The sequence below is a fragment of the Companilactobacillus jidongensis genome, assembly GCF_003946575.1.
GTDB lineage: Bacteria > Bacillota > Bacilli > Lactobacillales > Lactobacillaceae > Companilactobacillus > Companilactobacillus jidongensis.
Map to the genome: position 1 here is coordinate 34,141 of NZ_RHOP01000019.1, position 25,259 is coordinate 59,399.

Here is a 25,259-nt window from a genome sequence, read left to right on the forward strand (position 1 = left end):
TTATGAATGAAAAAATTGTAGAACTAGTAAAAAAACAATTATCAGAAATATTTGAAGATTATCCTCACACACCTGATATTCATGAACTGGCTGAGGAACTGAAGTCAGATTTGATTGCTTCAGCTGAGGATAAATTGAGTGAAGGCAAATCACCTGAGAATGCAGTCGAAGAGTCATTCGAAGAATTTGGTGATATTACAGATTTAATCGATGAGGTTATGCAGGATAACAATGACGACGAACAAACGGACGATGAGGATGGTCATCGTATCGACATTAATCAGTCAGGAATTACGGTTGACGGTGGAGATAAATTAAAAATCGATAAGACGGGTGTCTTTATCAATAAAGGTAAATCATTCAAGGCTGACGGAGATGGTGTTTCGATTGGTGATGGACGAGTATTCCGTGCTGATGAGAATGGTGTCAAGTTAGGAAATATGACAATTGATGGTAATGGTATCAATTTTGATCAGAATAAGAACAAGGTTCGTGATACCTTTTCCAAGTTTGATGAACAATTTGACCACCATGTTGATACAGAGGTTTATGTTGAGACACTGAATTTGGTTAATGAAGAGTCGTTTGCTATTGAAGATATTGAACGTCTAGATATTAATTATAGTTACGCAGTTTTGAGAGTTTTGCCAACTGATGGTGACAAAATTATTTTGAGGGAATATATGTCCCGTAATAATCCAGATTATTTTGCTAGAACAAAAGTACAAGACGAAACTGTCAAAATTGCTCAAGGACGTTTTCCCAAATTTTTGCATTTAAGAGTTAGAACACAAGTTTTGATTCCACACAAATTTATTGGCGATCTGCGTGTTAACAATATTGCCGGTAATTTACATATCAATGGTATCAGTGGATTGGGAACCGTCAAAGCTACTATCAACAGTGGCAATGGTTATTTTAACAATTTCTCAGTTGAGAATCTTTCTGTTAGAGATCAGTCAGGAAAAGTTAAACTGGATAATGTTAAAGCTGAGGATGCTTTAGAATTGTCGGCCCACAGTGGTTCCATCAAAATAAATAATGTTTTGGGACGTGAATTCGAAGTGAATGCGCATAGCGGATCAGTTCGAGGAGTTGGATTGAGTGGCAGTGGTCATATCGTTAGTCATTCTGGTGCCGTTGTTCTAAGTGTGAACGAATTAACAGGTAACCTAGAAGTTGAATCACATAGTGGAGCTGTAAAAATAACTATGCTTCCCAAGAATTACAAGTTTGATCTACAAGCAAAGAGTGGGATCGTTAAAGCACCACAAGATGCGATTTTTGATCACGATACTTTAGATTTCAAGGACGGACAAGTGGGAAATGATCCAATTTATACCGTTAAGGGTAAGGCGTCGTCAGGAACCGTTAAATTATATTAATTAATTTGTGCATCTAGTTTTCAATAACTGGGTGCTTTTTTGATTTATTAAACGATTTTTGAACAGATCGTGAATCAATGTTTTCAGTGAATGATTTTCAGACAAAGTTTTATCATTTCTTTTGACAAGTAAACTTCTGTCTGCAGTTATTTTTATGATTGTAAATCTAAATTAGATTAAGATTAAATTATGATTAGTATATTATCGTAAAAAGTCTATTTCAAAGTCTTATAATTTTAAAAAATAATTAGAATAATTTTAATTTATTATTGTAATTTTATTAAAAAACTCGTATCGTAGTAATCATTCTACAAGATAAGGGGAGATTAATATGCAGGAAGCAAAGAGTAAGTGGCACATGCCATCGGCATTTACCATTTTGTTTATCCTAATAATTCTTGTAGCAATTTTAACCTGGATCATTCCAGCCGGAGAATATGCTACTAATAAGGCGGGCAATATCATCGCCGGGACTTACCGAAGCCGAAGTAGCAGTCCCCAAGGTTTATGGGACATCTTCGAGGCTCCAATCAACGGGATGGTCGGTACTGATTCCACAGATGGTGCTATATCAGTTTCACTATTTATTTTAGTTATTGGTGGATTTTTGGGGGTCGTTAATAAGACTAAGACTCTTGATGATGGTATCGGTTCAGCCGTTACTAAGTATGCAGGTAGAGAAAAGATTTTGATTCCATTCTTGATGACATTATTTGCCATTGGAGGTTCGACGTTTGGTATGGGTGAGGAAACGATTGCATTTGTACCAATTTTGATTCCAGTTATGTTAAGTGTCGGTTATGATACTTTGACGGCTATTTCCATTTCACTGATCGGATCACAGATCGGTTGTATGGCTTCAACAATTAACCCATTTGCGACCGGTGTTGCTTCAGAAACGATCCACATTTCACCTGGTGCCGGTATGGTACCTAGATTGATTTTCTTTGTATGTACAGTCATTATTGCGATTGCTTATGTCATGCACTATGCAGCCAAGATTAAGAAGAATCCTGATCAATCATTAGTTTTTGATCGTCACCAAAAGGATCTTGAAGAGTTCGTTAAGAATGATGATGGAGAAGATTCAGGAGTTGCTAAATCATTATCTGGTAAGCAAAGAGCTGTTTTGATTGCATTTATTTTGACTTTTGTAGTCATGATCGTTAGTTTGATCCCTTGGTCAAGTTTAAATAGTAGTTGGACAATGTTTGATAGTTTTAATAAGTGGTTGATCAAGGTACCATTCCTTGGCGCTTTAGTTGGTAAGGATATTTTACCGTTAGGTGACTGGTATTTTGTTGAAATCACTACACTATTATTCATTGCATCAGTGATTGTAATGTTTATCTTCCATATGTCTGAAGCAGATTATATTGATGCCTTCATGAATGGCATGAAGGACTTATTGGATGTTGCGATTATCGTTGCCGTAGCTCGTGGTATTCAAGTTGTTATGAATAATGGTTATATCACAGCTACTGTTTTGCATGCTGGCGAGGTCGGATTGCATGGTTTATCATCAGCAGTATTTATTATTTTGACCTATATTTTTTATATTCCAATGTCTTTCTTGATCCCATCTAGTTCGGGTCTTGCGGCCGCAACTATGGGCATAATGGGACCTATCGGTAAATTCTCTGGTGTGGCCGGATCATTAGTTGTCACGGCATATCAATCAGCCTCAGGATTTGTCAATTTGATTACGCCGACATCAGCAATTGTTATGGGTTCTTTAGCAATTGGTCACGTTAATATCGTTACTTGGTTGAAGTACATGTGGAAGTTATTAGCAATTTTATTCGTCTTCACATGTGTATTTTTAGCCATTGCTACAATGTTTTAAAATACAAAAAAAGTCGTTTGCTTCTTAATAGGAAGTAAACGACTTTTTATTGTATCTTTTTATCTAAATAACTCATGGCGTTCATCAAACGGGCTTGAATATTTTTATTATCATGAAGCTGGTCCCAAGAAGCGTCTAACGTGATCTGATTATTCTTTAAATGTAAAACCAGATTGAGTGGTTTTCTTAACCAAGTAAAGATCGGCTGTTTTTGATTTTTGAAGGTGGATATATCCATTAATGAATATGAATCATTTTCTGATTTAACTTCAAAGCTGTTAACTTCAGTATAGCTGATAAATTGATGATCAGCATTTTTTCCACGGAAGACCATTTTTAACTTACTACGATATGAACTCATGTCATAGTAAGTGATGCCATGTGCCTCAAGTGCCCAGTAGCTATAAAGGAAAGGAAGATAGCTAGGGTAATATACGAAGAGCATTATTAACAGAATTATTAGAAAAATTGTCAAACCAGTCTTGTAATTAATTAAAGAACCGACACAGCCTAGAAGAGCACTTATTAAAATACTTCTAATTAAAGGACCGTGATTTATTTCTTGACCAAAGTTTATCGTGCTGTCCATTTTATCACCCGTATTTTGTAATATATCTATTGTAGCTTTTTGCAATCGTTTTCACAATAAAAATTAATTTCATATAAATATTGAAAGAAAAGAATAATAAATATTATAAAAAAATAAACTTTTAAAACCGTTGTAATCGCTTTATTTATTGTATATGCTTTAAAGAGAACGAGTATAGGGAGGGTACAACATGGAAAAAAAGGTAAAGAAATTTAAAATGCCTTCGGCGTATACAATACTATTTTTCCTAATTATCGTAGTTGCCATATTAACCTGGATTATTCCAGCAGGTGAGTATGCAACGACTAAGGCAGGAAATATTATTGCTGGTACGTACAAAGCGCGTGCAAGCAGTCCTCAAGGTATTTGGGACGTATTCTTGGCACCAATCAATGGTATGGTTGGTACTGACTTAACCGAAGGTTCGATCTCTGTATCACTATTTATTTTGGTTATTGGTGGATTTCTAGGAGTTGTTAACAAGACCCGTGCACTAGATGACGGTATTGCTACAGTTGTTAGAAAGAACGCCGGTAAAGAAAAAGCACTTATTCCCATTTTAATGACATTATTTGCTATTGGTGGATCAACATATGGTATGGGTGAAGAAACAATCGCATTTTACCCAATTTTGATACCAGTAATGATCAGCGTTGGGTATGATTCGATCACAGCTATATCACTTGCATTGATCGGTTCACAAATTGGATGTTTAGCATCTACAGTTAACCCATTCGCCACAGGTGTCGCTTCGCAAACAATCAACATCTCACCTGGTGATGGCTTGATTTCTCGTTTTATTTTATTAGTTATCACAACAGCAATCAGTATTATCTATGTTATGCGTTACGCTGACAAAGTTAAGAAGGATCCAAGCAGTTCATTCGTATTCGAGCGTCGTCAAAAAGACCTCGAGGAATTCTCAACTGCTGACAAGTCAATTGATGACAAATTATCTAAGAAACAAAAGAGTGTTCTATGGCTATTTGCTTTAACATTCGTAATTATGATCCTTGGTTTGATTCCTTGGACAAGTTTGAATGCTGGTTGGACATTCTTCGATGACTTCACAGCATGGTTCACTAAGATTCCATTCTTAGGCGCATTTATTGGACAAGATTTCGCACCATTAGGTACATGGTACTTTACAGAAATCACAACATTGTTCTTCATGATGTCAGTTATTATCATGTTTGTTTTCCATATGAAAGAAACAGATTATATCACAGCCTTCATGAATGGTATGAGCGAATTCATGACCGTTGCTATTATCGTTGCCGTAGCTCGTGGTATTCAAGTTATCATGAACAATGGTTACATTACAGCTACAGTATTGCATGCTGGTGAAACAGGACTCCAAAACTTATCATCAGGTGTCTTCATCGTCTTGACATATATCTTCTATATCCCTATGTCATTCTTGATTCCATCAACATCAGGTCTAGCTGCTGCTACAATGGGTATCATGGGACCACTAGGTAAGTTCTCAGGCGTTGATGGTTCATTGGTTATCACAGCTTATCAAGCTGCTTCAGGACTAGTTAACTTGATCACACCAACATCAGGTATTGTTATGGGTGCTCTTGCAATTGGACACGTTGATATCGTTACATGGTGGAAGTACATGTGGAAGCTGATTGCCATATTGTTTGTCGTAATAGCGGCATATTTAGTAGTCGTTTCGATGATGTAGTTTCAGATTTGTTTTAAAAATTTGAGGGAGGTTTCAAAATGGAAACATTTATCACAGACAAGGTTCAAGAAAATGCAATTAAGGAATTAAGCAAAGTTATTGCTGTTCCATCATATTGCGAAGACGCTGAAGAGAATGCGCCTTTTGGACCTGGACCAAAAAAAGCATTGGACACCGTTCTAAAAGTCGCTGAATCAATCGGTTATAAGACATTCGAAGATCCTGAAGGATACTACGGATATGCCGAAATTGGCGAGGGCAAAGAAATCTTTGGATTGGTTTGTCATATGGACGTTGTTCCTGCTGGAAATATCGATGCTTGGAATACTGAACCATTCAGAATGGTTGAAAAAGACGGCAAGTTATTTGGCCGTGGTACTCAAGACGATAAGGGTCCTAGTGTAGCCTCAATGTTTGCTGTTAAAGCAATCATGGATGCGGGACATACCTTCAATAAGAGAATTCGTTTTATCTTTGGTACAGACGAAGAGACACTCTGGAGATGTATGGCACAATACAACAAGAAAGAAGATCCTATTGACTTAGGTATCGCTCCTGATTCAGAGTTCCCATTAACATATGCTGAAAAAGGTTTACAACAATCATACTTAACTGGTCCTGGTTCAGACGAATTGAACCTTAACTTAGTTAATGCCTTCAATGCCGTACCCGGTCAGGCCATCTATGACGGACCTAAGCAAGGTGAGGTTATGGCAGCTCTTAAAGCTCACAAGTTTGATGCAGAAAAAGTGGAGGGCGGAATTGAAGTAAAAGGTAACTCAGTTCACGCTATGAATGCTCCACAAGGAACAAATGCTGTTGTTAGACTTGGAATAGCACTTGCTGACGTATTCCCTGATATCGAAGTTCTTAAGTTCTTGAAGAAGTTTGGCGAAGATGCTAATGCAACCAATTTACTAGGTGATATCTCTGATGATGTATCAGGTAAATTGACCTTCAATATTTCAAGTTTGGAAATCAATCCTAAAGGCTCACGTCTACAAATCGATATGAGAATTCCTGTTAAGATCGACCACGATGAACTTGTTCAAAAAGTTGCTGATGCAGTTAAACCATTCGACATGAAGTACGAAAACTTCGATTATGTTGCTCCATTGTATGTACCAACGGATACAGATTTGGTTAAGACTTTGATGTCAACTTATCAAGATGTAACTGGTGATACAGAATCTAAACCAGCTATTTCTGGTGGTGCTACATTTGCTAGAACAATGAATAACTGTGTTGCCTTCGGTGCAATGTTGCCAACAACACCAGACTTCATGCATCAAGCAAATGAAAATTGGAGTAAGGCAGACATGCGTAAAGCTATGGAGATAATTGCTGAGGCTGTCTATCGTTTATGTGTTTAGTCTTTGTAATATCCTTTAAAGTATTATAAAATTATTTATAATTCTAAATGAGAACTGCTTCGGCGGTTCTTTTTTGTTTTTCAAATTGTGTTAGTTATTTTTATACTCAGGAGCTATCATTTTTCTTCACTCTCTCGAGACATAAAATTTGTCTTATATTGATAAATTGGTTAGTTTAAGGGTAAGAGGAAACATTGATTTTTTCAAAATGTCTATTCATTTGTCAAGAAAGGATATTGCAAGATTAACTTGCGGGTGAATGTTTATGTTCAATTTCAATACGCAGCCAAAAAAATATAAGTTTGAGGGGGACATGTCAGTTCCGGGTGACAAGAGTATTGCCCATCGTGCCATTATCTTAGGTTCGCTAGCAAAAGGTGTCACACAAATAAGTAATTTCTCATTTTCCGAGGATCTAACAACAACAGTTAAGCTGTTCCAAACTCTCGGCGTAAAAATGCATATTGAACCAACTACTAAGGATATGATTATTAAGGGTTCAAATCATAACTTTGAACCAGTTAGTCACAATTTGAATTTGAATAATGTTGGAGAACTGCAAAGCCTCATTATGGGGATGTTGGCAACTTTACCTGATACGTATACATTGCAGGGTGGAGAATTTTTGAGGAAACGCCCATCTGATAATTTAGCAGTATTGCTAGATGATATGGGCGCCGGACTTACTCGCTTGTCGGATGATTATTTACCATTGCGAATAACTGGATCAACTAATTTACAAGGAATTACATATCAACAGGATATTGCGAGTGCACAAATTAAGAGTGGCTTGATTTTTGCTAGCCTCTTTGCTGACTCTCCAACTGAAATAATTCGTAAGATGCCAACACGCAATCATACGGAAGTATTAGCAAATTACTTTGGTGCTGATATTAAAACAAATCCGGACATAATTATTGTTAATCCTAAAAATACTGAATTGACTGGTCAGAATTTAACCATTCCTGGCGATTTTTCGTCAGCAGCGCTGTACATTGCAGGTGCACTTTTATCTGAAGGCAGTAGCTTAACCCTTCACAAAGTTGGATTGAATTCAACTAGAACTGGATTACTAGAAGTTGCTAAACATATGGGAGCAATTATCGAAATTACTAATCTTTCGAAGAATAGTGTTGAACCATATGGGGATTTGATTATTAAAAGTCAGACGTTACATGGAACCGTGATTACTGCTAAACAAGTTCCGTTCATTATTGATGAAATTCCAATTATTGCGCTGATGGCCTCTCAAGCGACTGGAAAAACAATTATTGAAGATGTTCATGATGTTCATTTACAAATTAGTGATCGTATCAGAAATATGCGTGTAGAGTTAGCAAAACTGGGCATCGTTATGGATGTAAATGATAATTCTATCGTTATTCAAGGTAATCAAGAAATACATGTCAAAGACGATGTTGACAGTCATAATGACCATCGCATCGCGATGATGTTGTGCGTGGCGTCAAATTTAACGGCCACACCGTTTCAGATAAAAAACATCGAAGCAATTGACATTTCGTATCCAGATTTCATCTCGGATATGAAGAAGGTATTGGTGGGGGCATAGTTTTATGCTTCTTTTTTTTACTCTGTTGACGTATGATAAATGTAATGAAAATTATGTAAGGGGTTACTTGATTTTATGATCAAATTTATTGGGACTGACCTTGATGGCACGTTACTTAATAGTTACAGTCAAATTTCCGAGGAAAATATTGCTGCTGTTAGAAAAATTGTCGACAAAGGTCTTGTATACGCAATTTGTTCAGGGAGAACATTGCATTCAGTTAAGAAGTTTTTCAAAAATGATTTGAAAATAGCTGGATATAAAGTTGTGTTAAATGGCGCTGTAGTTGTAAATCCTAAGGGTGAAAAGGTAGTTGATGCACCATTATCGCATGATATTGTTGAGGAAATTTTGAAACGTTCAGAATTTAGTAAATTCAAAATTGTTTTAGATGGATTAAATTACACACAGGTTTATGATCCAGCAAAAACTTGGACGACTTACTTTGAGGGAAGTAGTCGGCATAACTTACATGCTAAATCAGTTGATGATTTGCGTAAGAAAAATGATGATCCTGATTTTGATATTTACAAAGTTTGTTTCAGCACAACGCCACAAAGATTAGCAGAATTGCGTAAAAAATTGGAATCATTTACGTCATTACCGGTGACCATTAGTCGTTCAGGCAGTGATTATTTCGAAATCAACGCACAGGATGTCACTAAACTATCAGCATTACAAAATATTTCGGCATTAGAACATATTCCAATGTCACAATTTATGTGCTTTGGTGATTACGGAAATGACTTCGACATGGTTCGTGAAGTGGGTTATGGAGTCGCAATGGAAAATGCGATTGATAAGGTTAAAGATGTTGCATGGAAAATTACCAAGACTAACAATCAAAATGGTGTGGCAGTTATGCTTGATCGTGTGTTAAGTGGAGAATTTGACGGTAATGCTGGTAAAGATGAGTTAGATATTTGATAGTAAACACGACAAGTTGTTGTCGTGTTTTTTACAAAAAACATCTTGATAAATGTTTAAACTGGTTATACAATCAAGATGATCTATGAAAGCGTTTCACTATAATGCTTTTTATTAAAAATAAATAAATATATTTATTTATTACATAAAGGAGTTCTAATTATGGCTGAAAAAACTATTATGTTATGTTGTGCCGCAGGTATGTCAACAAGTTTATTAGTTTCAAAAATGCAGAAAGCTGCTGAATCTAATGGTGTAGATGCAGAAATATTCGCCACATCAGCTGCAGATGCAGATGCTAAGTTAGATGAAAAAAATCCAGATATATTAATGTTAGGACCTCAAGTTAGATATCTTGAAGGCCAGTTTAAAGATAAGCTTGATGTCCCTGTTGAAGTTATAAGTATGCAAGATTATGGAATGATGAATGGTGAAAAGATATTCAACCGTGCAGTATCCTTGATTAAAGAATAAAAATCCAAAATAAATCGAGGATTAAAAAATGGTTGAAGAAGAACATGATGCACAATTAGAAGTGGCTATGGGATTGATTGTTAATGGTGGAAGTGCTAAAAGTTCTGCATTTGAAGCCATTCACGCTGCTAAGAAAAGCCAATTCACGTTGGCTGATCAAAAATTAAAAGAATCAGATCAATTCCTAATAAAAGCACACAACGTACAAACGCAAATGTTAACTGATGAAGCAAATGGAGAACATGCCAAAGTTTCATTATTGATGGTTCATGCACAGGATCACATTATGAATGCCATTACCTTCAGAGACCTTGCTGGAGAAATCGTGGATCTATACAAAAAGCTAGATTCGGACAAATAATTTAAAACAAAAGCTGAGAAATTAACGCTCAGTTTTTTTATTTCAAAAAAGAGGTGTGATGGATGTTTCCGTATCAAAAAGTTCATGAACTGAATCGGTTAGAATTGTTAGTTTATAAATATATCGTTGGAAATTTGAATGAAGTTGAAAATATGACAATCAGAGATTTGGCTGGTGAAGCACACGTCTCAACTACAACGATTTTGAGATTTCTTAAAAAAATGAATTATGGTGGGTTTTCAGAGTTTAAAATTGCGTTGAAGCAGAATCAAAATTACCCAACTAGAATATTCAATGATAGTAGCGTTGAACCTATTCAAAATTTCTTTAAAGTAGTTGTACAAGAGGGAACTTTTGATAAAAAAATAAATCAGGCAGCTCGGATGATCAATGTTGCTGATCTGGTACTTTTTTTTGGAGTTGGGAATAGTGCTAGAATTGCTCAATACGGTGCCAGTCTTTTATCAAGCTATGGTATTTACTCTTTGCCAATTGTTGACCCATTTCAACCGGAACCATTGTCTGATCGTGATTTTTCTAAGACATTGTTAATTGTAGTGTCAGTATCCGGTGAAACTAAGCAATCATTACAGCAGGCAAGGTATTACAAAGAAAGCGGCGCTGCTACTATTGCTTTGACTGCAAATTCTTATTCTGCATTGAATCAAATTGTGGATTTTTCTATTTCTTATGATGTACCGCAAATTCGAAATGGTCAGATCAATGTCACCACGCAAGTGCCGTTAGTTTATATTTTGGAACAGATAGCTAGCAATGCGTATCATAAAATGATTGAGCAACCACGGAACGATTCTGCTACCGATTTGACCGATGATGAATAATAAATGTGTATTTCTTGCTTGATGTTCTGGAATCGGTTAGTTTAAGGTTAAATAAAAAATAAAGGAGGGGATATTTTGACAAATTATAATTTGGATATTAAGGATTTTGATAAGTTTTATGATTTGTACCTGTATTCCTTCAATCGCGAAGATAATGAGCAAAAAAAGAGTGCCCTTCGTACCAGATATGAGCATTCTTTAGTTTATGGAATTATGAATGGTAACAAATTAGGAAGCGGACTTTTTAGTATCCCGTTTACGGTTGATTTCCACGGAGTAACTTATCATATGAATGGAATTGGTGATGTGATGAGTGCACCAGAATTCGCTGGACAAGGTGGAGCTGGTAAGCTTATCAATGCAGCGATGAAAGACATGTACAAAAATAATGTTACGTTATCTTATCTTGCACCTTTCTCATATGAGTTCTATCGTCAATTTGGTTATGAGCATGTGTTTGACCATGTTTTGATGGAGATCCCTAGTAATAAATGGACTAATATCAAAGCACCAAAGGTTGGTCATGTAGAGAGAGTCAGCTTGTCTGATGTTCCCAATCAAGCTAGAAAAATTTATGATAATCACAATTCTTTAGGTGGATTGAACCGTGAAAATTGGTGGTGGGATCATATGGCTTACAAGCACTCCGATTGGTTTGCGGCCTTGTATTATGAAGATGATGATAATTTAGGTGGTTACCTATTTTACTCCAAAGAAGGAGACACGCTCAAAATTCATGAATGGGTAACTAAGGATCCTAACAGTTATCGTGCTTTAGCAAATTTTGTAACTAAACATTCATCAACCTTTGATAAGTTCTTGTATGAATCAGATGATTCAGAAGTTAAGGCTGACTTATTGGATGAACCTAAAGTTGCTGATGTCAAAACAATTCCATATATGTCTGCTCGGATTATTAACTTGAAGAACTTCGTCATGAAGTATCCATTTATTAAGTACAATCTGGATCCCATCGTAATTGAAGTTACAGATTCTTTGAAATGGAACAATCATCATTGGAAATTATCAATTAAAAATGGTGAAGTTAAGTTTGAAAAAACTCAAGAACCTGGAACAATTAAAATAACGATTGAGACTTTGACGAAGGCAATGTTTGGAACTCGTCAGCTTGATTCATTAGCACATTATGGTGCGGTAAAAGGTGACGCAATTTCAATTGACAGATTGAGTCATGCACTTGTGTCAGAAAAGCCACAATTAAGAGATTATTTCTAAATTAAAAAATGTTCAGACTGCTGATTGCAATCTGAACATTTTTTATGCTGATTTTGTAGATGAAACTTCTTTTATTTTTGGCATCAAGAGATTTAATAATATTGCGGCAACGGCTGCTGCTGCAATTGGTGAACCTAAGAGATACTGGATAATTTGTGGTGCTTGTTTTGTGACGTTTGCTGGTAACAAGACCAATGCAAGTGTCAAGATAATAGGTAATCCAATAATGTAGATATCACGATCAGTTGTATGTAATCCACGAATGACATTTAGACCATTCAACATAATCGTTACACAGATGATTGCAAAGACACCACCGATAACTGGTGCAGGGATGGCGGCTAGGAATGCTGATAACTTGCTGAAGAATCCTAAAACAGAGAACCAGACGCCTGCGAATAAGAAGACACGCTTACTAGCTACACCAGTGATAGAAATGACTCCGGCATTAGTTGAGTAGCCAGTAACTGGCGTTGTTCCTAGTAAAGCGGCGATTAAACAACTGAAACCTTCGCCAATGATCCCCATATTCCACTGTTTCTTGCTGATTTCATGATTAGTAACAGCTCCCATGGCGAACCATGTGCCGGTTGTTTCGGTCGTAATAACAGCGTAGATAATAATGAAGGTAATGATGGCTGAAGGTGAGAAGTGGATTCCATACTTTAATACTGTACCTGTTGGAACACTGAACCAGGCAGCATCGCCAACGGTTTTCCAATCAAATATTCCCATGAGAGTTGAAACAATTGTGCCAACTCCAAGTGCTAAGATAATTGAACCAGTTCTAAAAAATCTTCTGACTTGAGGGAAACGATTACTGATACCGACCGAGATCAGTAGTGTTAGAGCAGTAATGGAAGCTAGGATGATATTGTTATTGATGTTTCCAGATGCCTTGAAGATATTGTCATTTAAGGCTGAAGGAATCAATGATAGTCCAACGCAAGTGATAATTGTTCCTCCGACTAATGCAGGAACTAATTTACTGATAACTTTTTGGAAGACTCCGGTAATACCTAAGATAATTAAGATGATTGCTCCAATTAGTAGTGATCCGATCAGCGTCCCCATACCATTACCATTGATTCCACCTGAAGCTAGAACAACTCCGGCAGCAGCACCTAATGGAACAAATGAAGGCCCTTGTGATACTGGCATCTTCATGAAAACGTAAGTTTGGAGAATAGTACCAATTCCGGCAGCTAAGAAAGTTGATTGCAACAAACTCATTTGGTCGCCAACTCCCATCGCCATCATGCCGGCTAAGATAATTGGTGGCACGTAAATATCCATCGCTAAAACGTGTTGCAGTCCTAAGAACCCTGCTTCACCTAATCCAACCTTATCGTCAGGTCCAACTAATAAGCTACTTTTATTTTCCATTATTATCTCCTCGGTTGATTACTTGTTTTCCAGAAACATAAACTTCATTAATTTGGGATTTAGTAGTGTGATAGATCAGGCGTTCAAACACATCATTTGAATTATTTGACATGATGTCAGAATATTGATCGTTCACAATTTGTAAATCAGCTTTATAACCAGCTTTTATTTGTCCAGTTGGTATATGAAGAGCATTGGCACCCCCGGCAGTTGCAAGATAGAAGGCATTAGCGGCAGAAATACGTGCATTCTGTGTACCAGTGTCTTGTAACATTTGTGAGGACATGACAGCTTGTTGAATATTGCGATAAATACTTGGAGAGTAGCCACCAGCAATATCAGTTCCCATACCAATTTCAACATTTTTGTCGTGGACATGTTTGACAGGTAGTACAGAGCTACCGAAGAAAATGTTTGAAATAGGACAGTGAGCAACTGCTGTGTTTCTTTCGTTAAATAAATCAAGATCGGAATCACTTAGTTGTGTACCGTGTGCCATGACTGCCTTGTCAGTTAGTAAGTTAAACTTGTCGAGGACTTCAGCATCGCGCATACCAAATCGGTTGATGGCATATTGGTCTTCCCAGACACTTTCACTACAGTGTGATTGGATCGGAAGATTATATTTTTTTGCTAGTTGACCTAATCCTTCGAGAGTTTCATCAGTACAACTGGGTACGAATCTTGGCGTTATTACAGGTACGAGTTCAGAGTTTGTTTCTTTTTGTAATTTTTGGAGTTTTTGAATAAATATTTCTGTTTGTTCTAATGCTTCTTGAGAAGAATTGTCGCGGTAAAAATCTGGAGTTTGCTCCGGGTCGTCCATAGCAACTTTTCCGATAAAAGCTCTTTGTCCCATGTCAGCACAAATTTGTGCCAAGACGAGATTAGCATTTGTATGGATAGATCCGAAATATAAAACGGTCGTTGTCCCATTAGCTAATAATTCTTTGACCAGACTTTGATAGCTTTTTGCAGCAAAGTCCAAATTCTGATATTTTGCTTCAAGTGGGAAAGTATAAGCTTGTAACCACTCATTTAGTGGTTTATCCAAAGCAAGGCCGGCTTGTGGCCATTGCGGTGCATGGACGTGTAAATCTGTGAATCCTGGTAGCAGATAACTGCCTTTTGGTATGATATGAAGAATGTTGTGATTTTCAGCAGTTTGTTTGACCGATTTAAAATCCGGTTCATCAACAGATATTACACGATCAATCATTCCTGATTGATCAATACATGTGAGAACTTTGGGTGAAAAATCCGCCTTGTCAAACGATGCTGAAGTAAAAACAGCTCCCTCAAAAACAATTTGATAGGTGATAATCTAACACTTCCTTATTTAAGTTGATATTAGATTAACATGAATAATTCATTTTATAAAGGGAGAATTGTTCGGAAATAAATTAAATTATTTTAATAATTATTTGTTGATATAATGGAAAGCGATTACAAAATATAAAATGCTTAATATTTATATTTTTTTATTTTCTCATTAAATCAGCATTAAAGACATACAAACAAATTAACTATATAATTAGACTAAAATTGAGTGTTCTTTTAATAAAGGAGAAATAATATGAGCAAAATAATTGGTATTACAGCAGATGTATTTCTTGAACCAGCTTCAGCAATCAATAAGAACAAGGCAGATTTTGTTCCCAGACCAGCAGTCAATGCAGTTTTGCAAGCTGGTGGTGTACCGGTTAGTTTGCCATATTATGATTCAAACTCATTGGACAAATTAGACGATTTATTATCAGCACTTGATGGAATTATCTTCACTGGTGGTCCGGATGTAGATCCAACATTTATGGGTGAGGAGCCTATTCCTGAATTGGGAACTACTAATCGATATCGTGATGTGTCTGAAATATCTTTAGTTAAGAAAGCAGTTGCCAGGCACATTCCTATTTTTGGTATTTGTCGTGGAGCACAAGTAATCAACGTTGCGTTGGGTGGCTCGGTCTATCAAGATCTTGCTACACAATATGATGAACCGACTCTATTGATGCACCATCAAAAAGCTGCTGGAAATATTCCAATTCATCATGTAGAAGTTAGTAAATCAATTCTTCAAGAATCTGTTGGTCATGAGGTATTTGTCAATTCTCGTCATCACCAAGCTATAAAAGAACCAGCCCCTAACATAAAAGTTGTGGCCACTGCTCCAGATGGTGTTATTGAAGGAATTGAAAATGAAGATGCCACTATTCAAGCGGTTCAGTGGCATCCGGAAAATATGTGGGAAGAGTATCCTGAAGAATTACAGTTATTTAAAGATTTCATTGGTCGGATTTAGTCCTATCCATTTGGGTCAAAACCTCCGAAACGAAATGATCTCAATTTGTAATAATGCTGCAGATGTTATTTCTAGGACTATTCGTTTGGTAAAATAATAAAATGACATCTTCCAGGATGAAATTAAAAAAGTTTGAAGTCTATATAACAGACCTCAAACTTTTTTTAGTTCTCCAACCATTTAAATACTTTATTGATATTTCCAACCCAAGTAACCCACGAATGATCACCATCAACAGCCATCCAAGTATAGTTTTCTCTTAAATGTATAGTCATAAAATTTTTAAACATAATATTATCTTCGTGCATATAATCTTCATCACCACAAATTGTTAGAACTTTCTGTTTGGGTTGTAATCGATTAAAGATTGTTGCTAGTTGATTATTATGAATTTTTTCAGCCGTGTCAAAAATACTATCAAATGTATTCTTACTCATTGGACATTGTGGGTTATTTCTAAATCTTTCAATATCAGTAACCGGAGATAATGCGGCAATTTTACTGAACTTGTCAGCATTACTAAAACCAATTTTTAGTGCACCATATCCACCCATACTTGAACCAACGATGTAGTTATCTTCAGGCTTAGAAGAAATGGGAAACATTCCTTGAATTTTTGGAATTAGTACTTCCACGAAGAATGAATAATAGGGGATGAAATTAGAATTGGAGTAGAATGCATTACGAGCTTCAGGCATGATAACCGCCCAATCGTGTTTTCTGGCTAATTCTTCAATATTAGCATGACGGTCCCAGGCTGTATCGTCACCAGTGTATCCGTGTAACAACCAAACAGCCTTGTATTCTTTTTTGTCAGAATCAGGTATCACAATAGTTGTTTTGAAGTATGTGTGTAAATAATTAGTACGATAGCTCATGCTTAGTAGTGTCATTTAATATTCCTCGAGTACTTGTATTATTTCATTAACCAATCAAATACATTATTAACGTTAGCTGACCAAGTATTCCATGAATGATCGCCACTGACGGGCATCCAAGTATAATTAGTACCAAGATTATCAGTCAGAAAGTTTTTCAGTTCAATATTATCGGAGTGCATAAAATCATCATCTCCGCAAAGATGTAATACTTGTTTTTTAGGATGTAATTGATTGAAGATATTAATAATTTGATTTTGAGATATTTTCTCAGCTGAATCAAAAATTGTATCAAATGTTTCCAGTGGCATAGGGCTCTTAGGATTGTTACGGAAGTGCTCGATGTCAGCAACGGGTGACATTGCAGCAATTTTACTGAACTTGTCAGGATTAGAGAAACCGATTTTTAAAGCACCATATCCACCCATACTTACTCCAGAAATATAATTATCCTCAGCCTTATCTGAGATAGGTAACATGTTTTGCATCTTAGGAATTAATTCTTTGATGAAGAAACTATAATAAGGGATGAAGTCAGAATCGGTATAAAAAGCATTTCTACCTTCAGGCATGATTATTGCAATATCATTCTTTTCAGCAATTTTTTCAATGTTGACGTTGCGCATCCAAGTTGTATCGTCAGCCGTGTAGCCATGTAATAACCAAACTACTTTGTAGTCCTTCTTACCAGTGTCAGGGATGACCACGGTAGTCTTAAAATACGTGTGAAGATAGTTTGTACGAAAACTTGTACTCAATAGTGTCATGAATTGCCTCCGTTAATGTTTTTAATTCATATTTAATATTGAAACTAATTACAATCCTTGTCAAGAAAGGTGAAATGATAATTCAAGGTTACATAACATAAATTATCTGAAGCTGTTTAAGGCAAATGCATTAATATCGTTAATAAATTATATAAAAAGTTTTGTTGGTAAAGTTTGATGTACACCGGTACGATAGAAATAAGAGTTTTTAAGCAAAGGAGTGGATTGTTATCAAAATGTATTATGCGGTTAAAGTTAAACGTGTAGATGGTAAAACACTCCACTTTAAATTGCCAAGGGATCTGCAGCGAGCGATGAGCAAGCACCGCGCTGAATCTGAAGATTGGAAGTCTATCTTAAAGGGTGCGCTGATCAATATTGAAATGGCACCACATCGAACGAATGTCCAACCACCTATAACTGTTGCAAAAGTGAAATCGGTTTTTATAGTCGATAAAAGTTTTATGAGCACTCGCAGTCAGTTCATTAGTAAAGATAACTGGGAAGGTAAAATTAGTTCCAGACAATTATATTCATATTTGAAACATGATTACTCGTTGTTAAATCGTTTGGAAATCAAAAATGATATCAGGTATTGGAAAACAGGTAAGAAGAATTATTTAATCTGGTTAATGACGCTGATCAGAACCAAAATACATTATCGTAAGATCAAAAAAGCTCGAAGAAAATAATTTTTCTTCAAGCTTTTTCTTACCTTAAATCAAATTTACAATTTGCATTAAGATTGGAATAACAATGACGAATAAAACGGTTGAAGTTGTGACAACATTAGTTGCGTATTCAACATCACCATGTGATTGTCCAACCAGGATAGGCAGAACAGCAAGTCCAGGAGCAGCAGCTTGAATGATCAAAGTACTACTTTCAAGACTTGGAAGTGCATTTCCCATTGATTTACCTAGTAAGACGAAGCCAATCATAATGGCCGGTGCAAAGATAAATCTACCAAGTAACGCCAAGATGGTGTCACGGTCGAAACCAATTGATCTCAAGCCAGCGTCTGCAAGGATAATCCCAATGTAGATAAGTGACATCGGTGTAACGATACCACCAATCATATCAAGGGTCTTATTGATCCATTCTGGAACTGGAATAGCTAGCAACAAGAATACTAGTGATACCAAAAATCCAACTAGCGGAGCCGGAAGTAATTTTTTCCAGTTGAAATCTTTTTTAGTGCCTTTTTCAACCGTAGGATCATCGGATGAGATAAAGAATACACCGACAGCCCATGTAGAGATTGTATTCATAACGTAGTAAACAAGAAAATAAGGTAAACTCTTGGAGCCAAATAGTGCCATGTTAAGTGGTAGTCCAATGAAAATGGTATTAGCATTGGCAAACATGTTAATGAATGTGCCACGACGACCTTTACGAATCCTGAATACTTTTGTTAGGATCCATGCAAATAGGTAACTGCAGACGAAACTGGCAAAGGCAAAGACCAAACCGCCTGTTAAAGTAGATAATTTGTCACGTGTGAGATATTTTAACACTGATACAAAGATTGATGCAGGTAGGGCAATCTTCATAATAATGAATGATATATTTTCTTTAAATTCGTCACCCAAACGACCGGAATTTCTTAACCAGTAGCCAAGTGCAATAACGATTACGATTTCAGCAACACTTTCTAGTGAGGTGATAAATGCTTCCATGATTAAAATTTCCCTTCTCTATAAACAATAAATAAATTTATATTTTAATATTTTGCTTCCCATTTGATGTCATCAATAGCTTTTTGTGCATCCGTGGCATCTGTTAGTTTTTCAGCAATTGCCTGTTGAGCTACGCCCAAAGCAACAGTCATACTGAATTGATCAAGTTTTGAAACTGGCGGTAATACAGCAGCACCAGCTTCGTTCGGATCTACGATTCCACCAAGTGAATGAGCGGCTTTGTTGATCATTCCGTCACTAAGTAGTCTGGCATTGACGGCCATTGCTCCAAGTCCAAGTCCAGGATATACAAGTGCGTTGTTAGCTTGTCCAATGTAATAAGTAACACCATTCAATTTAACGGGTTCTGCAGGAACACCGGTAGCAACTAAGGCTTTACCATCAGTCCAATTTAATAAGTCTTCAGCTGTTGCTTCAGCTAATTTTGTTGGATTTGATAGCGGGAAGATGATTGGATGTTCTGTGTGAGCAGCCATTTCCTTAATAATTGCTTCTGTAAATGAACCTGGTTGTGTAGATGTACCAACTAGGATGGTTGGGTGGATAGCTTTAACAGCAGACTCAAGATTTGTGAGGTCATCGGCATTAGTGAATTCATTCCGACTTCTTGTAAATGGTTTTTGTTCAGGTGTCAAACCTTCAGTGTCATCGAACAATAAGCCTTGCTTGTCTACTAGGTAGAAGTGCTTCTTAGCCTCTTCTTCAGATAGTCCAGCTTCAACCATTGCGTCATAGATACGTTTTGTAATACCAGCGCCAGCAGTACCAGCACCGAATGACATATAAATTTGATCAGTAAATTTCTCTTTAGAAATATTTAAAGCACCTAAGATACCGGCAAGAGTGATAATACCTGTACCTTGAATATCATCGTTAAATGTCAAAATCTGATCTTTGTATTTGTCTAGAATATTAGCGGCGGTGTCGCGACCGAAATCTTCGAAGTGAAGATACATGTTAGGGAATAAGTTCTCAGCTGTTGTAACAAATTTGTCAACGAAGTTGTAATACTTATTACCTACGACACGTTCATGGTGATTGCCAAGATATAAGTCATCATTTAGAAGTGTTTGATTATTAGTACCGACATCAAGTACAACTGGTAAAACAGATTTGGGATCAATACCGGCAGCGGCCGAGTAAACCATAAGTTTACCAACTGAAATATCTACACCTTGCAGACCCCAGTCACCAATACCAAGAATTCCTGCACCATCAGTAACAACAATTAATTTGATTTCACGATTACCAGCAGCGTTTCTCAAAGCATCTTTCATTGTGTCTGGATCATCTATTGATAAGTAAGCGGCGTTTTGAGGATCTAAGTAGAAGTGGCTATAATTTTCAATTGTTTCTGAGATTGTCGGATCGTAAACAATTGGCATAAAGTCATAAACGTGTTCACTGAATAACTTGAAGAATAACGTGCGATTTTCATTAAATAGGTCCATCAAGTACATACGCTTGGCTAGCGGTGTTGTTTTTTTGTCATACTGTTCATAAGCTTGAGTTGCTTGTTGGTCAAGCGTTTGAACGAACGATGGTAACAGACCTTCCAGATTGTTTGCCTTTCTTTCTTCTTTAGTAAATGCAGTTCCTTTGTTTAAAAATGGGTTATTTAATAGATCTAAACCTTTATATTCTTTCATCAAAATTCCTCCTGAATATCGTTTATTTAACTTTCGATTGTTACTATATACTCCTATAAAAAATATAGTCAAATATGTTATAATTGATAAAAATATTTTATAAGTGAGCAGATAAATAATGAATTCAAAAGACTGGCAATACTTTCAAAAATTAAGTGAGTTTAAAAATTTTTCTGATACGGCCCGTCATTTCGGTGTTAGTCAGCCGACGATAACTTATTCAGTGAAGCGTCTAGAAGATGAATACGGCGTTAAATTAGTTGAAAGAAAGAGTTACGCAAATTCTTTGCGACTGACATATTCAGGAAATCAATTGTTAAAACATATAAATAGAATTTTAAGAGAGGAATATTTAGCTAAATCTGACTTGAAACGAATTAAGGAACAAAAAATTAGAATGGGTTTTCCTCCTATTATCACGAATTACTTATTACCAAATATTTTTGATGAACTTAAAGAAAATGATTTTTTGAATAAAGTAGATCAAGTAGTTGACGGATCGAAGGAACTTTTGGCGGAATTAAAAAATGGCCGTCTTGATATTTCCTTATTGGGAACAACAAGACTGCCAGAGGATGCTGAATTGGAGTATAAAGTTATCAAAGTTCATCATTTTAATTTGATAGCTTCCGATAAGAGAGATTTTAACGGTTCAATAGATTTAAATGATCTGTTAAAAGAAGAATTTATTTTAACAGATAGTAATTCTGTTCATCGACAAGTATTCAAACGATTCACTGATAAATATAATGTGTTGCCAAATGTTATATTTGAAACTTCGGATTATCATTTGTTACTGAACTTGGTTAAGGCAGACAAAGGAATTAGTTTTATAGCTGAAACAGCTAGTGAGTTGGAAGAGGGGATTCAAGAGGTTAAAGTTGATAATTTGACGTTACCGCCGTTTTATATTTTGATAGTTTATCGAACTAACACGTTGATGACACCAACTTTCAGTAAAATAATTGATATTTTCAGCAATAGTTGTAAAGATTAATAAAATTTTCAATAATTATTTATTAATAGTTTGTGGTATACGGTATAGTCCAATTGCGTTACAATGAATTTACCGATTGGTAATTATTGAGGATTAATCCAGTTCCGTAGCTCGGAACAATGCAAAAATGAAAAATAAATAAAAGCTTATATCATGTGATTTCTTCGATCCAAACCTCTCAACTCCTCCATCATTCACAGATATGTTTCATTATTTTTCATAGAGTTAAGATCATTTACATATAATCAAATACTTTTGTTTGTGGGATAGTTTGTGTTTATTTTGATTTTTACCTCTAGGAAGCTGGTAATTTCAGCTTCTTTTTTGCTTTCTAAAATAAAGCAATTGACAAAATGGCAAGATATTAGAAAATTAGAATAAAAACTGAGCAATATATTAAAATAATGCTTATAAAGCTTGATATATCAAGGCTTAAATAGTGAATATAACCTAATTGATAGACTGATAATTAAAAGTATATTACAAATGTATATATCTTTATGATATATTACTTGTCGGAGGGGACTTCCTACAATTCCTCTCTTTTGATAATTTCATGTTTATAACAGAATTTTCTGTTGACTGATGGTAGTTCCTCCCTGAGCTGCCATTTTTTTGTACTTCATTGTAATTTTTTGTAAATAATATGATAATATGTGGTTGAGGTATGTGGTTCTGTCCCATCCTCATTGCGCAGAGAGCGACCTCCCCGGGTCGCTCTTTTTTGTGCTTAAAATTAACAAAAGTTTTGGAAAATTGTATTATAGATAATATAAATTTCATTTATCACTGAAGAACGCATATTTTTCATACCATAATCTATGGTATAATTTTAGACAATAAGCTGTTTAGGAGTTTTTAGCATGAAGTACAATGAGAAACAACAAATAGAAATCGCAAATTATGCCATTGCACATGACAATGACTTTAAAGCCACTGGTGAAAAATACGAAATTTCTTATCAACAAGTATCTGCATGGGTAAGAAAATATGGTAAGAGTTCTAAGCCACAAAAAAAGGTAGCTAAGAAAGTTACCAAATCTCAAAAAGAAGAATCACCTAAAGCAAACGCATTAGATATTCTAAGTAGAAGAGATCCGGTACTAGAGGCACAATTAGAAGATGTTAAACGTCGCTTAGGTCTAATTAAATAAGGTATTGTGATGAAGAAAATTATTTTTGTTTGTCTAGGAAATATCTGTCGATCACCTATGGCCGAAATGATGATGATGGAACTAGTTTCAGAATCAAATTTATCTGAAGTAATTGGTGTTGAGTCTAGAGCCACGTCCACCTATGAAATTGGCAATCCACCGCATCCCGGTGCACTAAGTGAATTGAAGAAACAGGGTGTGAAAATCGTTGAGCATCATTCAAAACAAATAAATCTTTTTGATTTTGCGGATGCCGATTTGATTATAGGTATGGATTTTCAAAATATAGAGGATCTGAAGCAAATGGCACCAGAACAAGACATCGAAAAGATTCATTTGGCATATGAAAGTGTTAATAAAAACAAGGTAATTGAAGATCCATGGTATGATCATAAATTTGACCGAACATATAGACAACTTAAAGAAGTATTACCTGAGTGGTTAAAAATATTAGAGGCAAAATAAAGAAGCAATGGAAATTTATTTTTCTATTGTTTCTTTATTTTGTATTATTGTATGTATAAAGCAAGAAAGAGGTCGCCACATAATGATATATACGTGTACTTTGAATCAAGCAATTGATCTTTTTATTGAAACTGATAAATTACAACCAGAAGTTGTTAATCGAACCAATAATTACGATATTATTCCGAATGGTAAGGGGGTTAATGTTTCTTTTATCATGAAAATGCTTGGAGTTGATAGTGTTGCTCTTGGTGTTGGCGGTGGATTTACAAGTAAATTTATTGAAGAATCACTAGAAGAAAAAGGAATTAAAACTAATTTTACTCATATCGATGGTATATCACGGATCAATGTTTTTACACGTGTTTTAAATCCGGATAGTGAATATAAAGAAGTAAATAAAGGTCCAAAAGTAAGCAAAGAAAAAGTGCAAGAATTTTTAGAAATCGTTCAAACTCTTACTAAAGATGATAAGTTAGTAGTTTCTGGTAGTTTTTCTACTGGAATTTTGCCTCAGTTAATTGTCAAAATTGCAAAGATGTCGCAGGAACAAGGTTTTGATTTGATAATTGATACTAGTTATCCAGAAATTTTGAGTACTTTCAGCTATCATCCATTTTTAATTAAGCCCAACGATGCGGAATTGTTTTCTTGGTTAAAGGTAGAACATACAGATGATCTAAGCAAACTTTCTGAATATGTAAAAGAGATTCTATCAAGAGGAGCAAAGAATATTCTTTTGTCACTTGGTGCTAAAGGTGCCATCTTCGGTAACAGAGATGGTATATGGTTTGGCAATGCACCCAAGGTAAACGTCGTAAATACTGCTTGTTCAGGTGATACAATGTTAGGAACATTTTTAGCTGGTATGGAACGAGGACAAGATATTAATACCAATCTAAAACAAAGTCTAGCGGCAGCCAGTTCAACCGCTGCAACATCGGGACTAACAGACTTTAGTGACCTAGATAGTTTATTAAATCAAATCAAGGTCTATAAAATATAATCACAATGATTAACGCTAATTTCCGTTGTGGTAAAGTTATATTAGAGGTGTTTCAATTTTGACTTTACATTTAGATATTATAACGATAATAATTAGATTGCTTTTGGCAACCGGTATTTCCGGAGTGATCGGCTGGGATCGTGCACATAAGCATCGTCCTGCGGGAATAAGGACACATATTTTGGTGTGTTTAGGTGCCTGTATAGTAGCCATGATTCAAAAAGAAATTGGGTTCAATGCAATTGCCATTGCACGTCAATATCCGGCTTACAAGGGCATTATTAGAGCTGATGAAGCTAGATTGATTGCTCAGGTTATTAGTGGAATTGGTTTTTTGGGTGCCGGAACAATTATTGTAGAGCATCATTCAATTAAGGGACTGACAACAGCTGCCAGCTTGTGGGTGGTGGCCTGTATCGGTCTGGCCGTTGGTATGGGCAACTATGCAATAGCCATTGCTAGTTTTGTAGTCGTATATGGTGTTGTTGCCTTTTTGAAACAAATTGTGCGTGTTAATCCACTCAAAAAAGTTGAAATTCAATATTTTGACAAGAAAAAAGGTAAAAAGTTTATTTTGAATTATTTCCCAAATTGTCAAATCAAGTGCAACAGTATCGACCTATTCTTATAAATTGGTATAGTTAATCATCTAAATCAATGAA

General features: G+C 35.7%; 24 protein-coding genes. 17 read left to right on the forward strand and 7 right to left on the reverse strand.

Translation table 11 applies throughout. The features are described 5' to 3' along the window. Positions 1-2 precede the first annotated feature (2 nt). Complete coding sequence (locus EKM68_RS11010; RefSeq protein WP_125590720.1) at positions 3-1,385, forward strand: DUF4097 family beta strand repeat-containing protein; 1,383 nt, start codon at positions 3-5, stop codon at positions 1,383-1,385. A 331-nt stretch (positions 1,386-1,716) separates the two neighbouring features. Further along, the gene (locus tag EKM68_RS11015) at positions 1,717-3,231 is read left to right on the forward strand and encodes a YfcC family protein (protein ID WP_125590722.1); all 1,515 of its coding nucleotides are present in this window, start codon (positions 1,717-1,719) and stop codon (positions 3,229-3,231) included. A gap of 46 nt (positions 3,232-3,277) precedes the next feature. On the opposite strand, the gene EKM68_RS11020 is transcribed toward EKM68_RS11015, so the two are convergent. Then, a complete protein-coding gene (locus EKM68_RS11020; protein WP_125590724.1) occupies positions 3,278-3,820 on the reverse strand; it encodes a hypothetical protein in 543 nt (180 codons plus the stop codon). Between the two features lie 190 nt (positions 3,821-4,010). On the opposite strand from EKM68_RS11020, the gene EKM68_RS11025 reads away from it, so the two are divergent. From EKM68_RS11025 to EKM68_RS11060, 8 genes are all read left to right on the forward strand, one after another. Then, positions 4,011-5,513, forward strand: coding sequence for a YfcC family protein (locus tag EKM68_RS11025; protein WP_125590726.1), 1,503 nt, complete (start codon positions 4,011-4,013; stop codon positions 5,511-5,513). 38 nt (positions 5,514-5,551) lie between these two features. Further along, the gene (locus EKM68_RS11030) at positions 5,552-6,886 is read left to right on the forward strand and encodes a M20 family metallopeptidase (protein ID WP_125590728.1); all 1,335 of its coding nucleotides are present in this window, start codon (positions 5,552-5,554) and stop codon (positions 6,884-6,886) included. A gap of 265 nt (positions 6,887-7,151) precedes the next feature. Beyond that, a complete protein-coding gene (aroA, locus tag EKM68_RS11035; RefSeq protein WP_164509425.1) occupies positions 7,152-8,456 on the forward strand; it encodes a 3-phosphoshikimate 1-carboxyvinyltransferase in 1,305 nt (434 codons plus the stop codon). Between the two features lie 75 nt (positions 8,457-8,531). Beyond that, positions 8,532-9,383, forward strand: coding sequence for a Cof-type HAD-IIB family hydrolase (locus EKM68_RS11040; RefSeq protein ID WP_125590732.1), 852 nt, complete (start codon positions 8,532-8,534; stop codon positions 9,381-9,383). 162 nt (positions 9,384-9,545) lie between these two features. After that, positions 9,546-9,857, forward strand: a complete 312-nt coding sequence (locus EKM68_RS11045) for a PTS sugar transporter subunit IIB (RefSeq protein WP_125590734.1) — start codon at positions 9,546-9,548, stop codon at positions 9,855-9,857. Positions 9,858-9,885: 28 nt separating this feature from the next. Further along, positions 9,886-10,218, forward strand: a complete 333-nt coding sequence (locus EKM68_RS11050) for a PTS lactose/cellobiose transporter subunit IIA (protein ID WP_125590736.1) — start codon at positions 9,886-9,888, stop codon at positions 10,216-10,218. 62 nt (positions 10,219-10,280) lie between these two features. Then, entirely contained in the window at positions 10,281-11,060 is a 780-nt protein-coding gene (locus tag EKM68_RS11055) for a MurR/RpiR family transcriptional regulator (RefSeq protein WP_125590738.1), read from the forward strand. A gap of 75 nt (positions 11,061-11,135) precedes the next feature. Continuing rightward, entirely contained in the window at positions 11,136-12,296 is a 1,161-nt protein-coding gene (locus tag EKM68_RS11060) for a GNAT family N-acetyltransferase (protein WP_125590740.1), read from the forward strand. A gap of 42 nt (positions 12,297-12,338) precedes the next feature. On the opposite strand, the gene EKM68_RS11065 is transcribed toward EKM68_RS11060, so the two are convergent. Next, positions 12,339-13,682 (reverse strand): uracil-xanthine permease family protein, encoded by a 1,344-nt coding sequence (locus EKM68_RS11065; protein WP_125590742.1) that lies wholly within the window; start codon positions 13,680-13,682, stop codon positions 12,339-12,341. Continuing rightward, positions 13,672-14,991 (reverse strand): guanine deaminase, encoded by a 1,320-nt coding sequence (gene guaD / locus EKM68_RS11070; RefSeq protein WP_404810805.1) that lies wholly within the window; start codon positions 14,989-14,991, stop codon positions 13,672-13,674. Before guaD ends, EKM68_RS11065 begins: the two co-directional genes overlap by 11 nt. Before the next feature lie 267 nt (positions 14,992-15,258). On the opposite strand from guaD, the gene EKM68_RS11075 reads away from it, so the two are divergent. Further along, complete coding sequence (locus EKM68_RS11075) at positions 15,259-15,981, forward strand: gamma-glutamyl-gamma-aminobutyrate hydrolase family protein (RefSeq protein WP_125590746.1); 723 nt, start codon at positions 15,259-15,261, stop codon at positions 15,979-15,981. A gap of 164 nt (positions 15,982-16,145) precedes the next feature. Here the strand turns inward: EKM68_RS11075 and EKM68_RS11080 are convergent, their stop codons facing one another. Both EKM68_RS11080 and EKM68_RS11085 read right to left on the reverse strand, forming a co-directional pair. Continuing rightward, positions 16,146-16,874 (reverse strand): alpha/beta hydrolase, encoded by a 729-nt coding sequence (locus EKM68_RS11080; RefSeq protein WP_125590748.1) that lies wholly within the window; start codon positions 16,872-16,874, stop codon positions 16,146-16,148. A gap of 23 nt (positions 16,875-16,897) precedes the next feature. Further along, positions 16,898-17,626 (reverse strand): alpha/beta hydrolase, encoded by a 729-nt coding sequence (locus EKM68_RS11085; protein WP_125590750.1) that lies wholly within the window; start codon positions 17,624-17,626, stop codon positions 16,898-16,900. 236 nt (positions 17,627-17,862) lie between these two features. Between EKM68_RS11085 and EKM68_RS11090 the strand changes: the two genes are divergently transcribed. Further along, entirely contained in the window at positions 17,863-18,318 is a 456-nt protein-coding gene (locus EKM68_RS11090; RefSeq protein WP_125590752.1) for a DUF7679 family protein, read from the forward strand. Positions 18,319-18,342: 24 nt separating this feature from the next. Here the strand turns inward: EKM68_RS11090 and EKM68_RS11095 are convergent, their stop codons facing one another. Further along, positions 18,343-19,305, reverse strand: a complete 963-nt coding sequence (locus tag EKM68_RS11095; RefSeq protein WP_125590754.1) for an AEC family transporter — start codon at positions 19,303-19,305, stop codon at positions 18,343-18,345. Between the two features lie 44 nt (positions 19,306-19,349). Further along, entirely contained in the window at positions 19,350-20,975 is a 1,626-nt protein-coding gene (locus EKM68_RS11100) for a malolactic enzyme (protein ID WP_125590756.1), read from the reverse strand. A 118-nt stretch (positions 20,976-21,093) separates the two neighbouring features. On the opposite strand from EKM68_RS11100, the gene EKM68_RS11105 reads away from it, so the two are divergent. The 5 genes from EKM68_RS11105 to EKM68_RS11125 all read left to right on the forward strand — a co-directional run bounded on the left by EKM68_RS11105 (position 21,094) and on the right by EKM68_RS11125 (position 25,228). Further along, a complete protein-coding gene (locus tag EKM68_RS11105; RefSeq protein ID WP_125590758.1) occupies positions 21,094-21,972 on the forward strand; it encodes a LysR family transcriptional regulator in 879 nt (292 codons plus the stop codon). 863 nt (positions 21,973-22,835) lie between these two features. Next, on the forward strand, positions 22,836-23,126 hold the full coding sequence (locus EKM68_RS11110) for a helix-turn-helix domain-containing protein (protein ID WP_125590760.1): 291 nt from the start codon (positions 22,836-22,838) through the stop codon (positions 23,124-23,126). A gap of 9 nt (positions 23,127-23,135) precedes the next feature. Next, on the forward strand, positions 23,136-23,591 hold the full coding sequence (locus tag EKM68_RS11115) for a low molecular weight protein-tyrosine-phosphatase (RefSeq protein ID WP_125590769.1): 456 nt from the start codon (positions 23,136-23,138) through the stop codon (positions 23,589-23,591). A gap of 82 nt (positions 23,592-23,673) precedes the next feature. Continuing rightward, entirely contained in the window at positions 23,674-24,597 is a 924-nt protein-coding gene (gene pfkB, locus EKM68_RS11120) for a 1-phosphofructokinase (RefSeq protein ID WP_125590762.1), read from the forward strand. 58 nt (positions 24,598-24,655) lie between these two features. Next, positions 24,656-25,228 carry an MgtC/SapB family protein gene (locus tag EKM68_RS11125; protein ID WP_125590764.1) on the forward strand — a complete coding sequence of 191 codons (573 nt, stop codon included), beginning with the start codon at positions 24,656-24,658 and terminating at the stop codon, positions 25,226-25,228. Positions 25,229-25,259 lie beyond the last annotated feature (31 nt).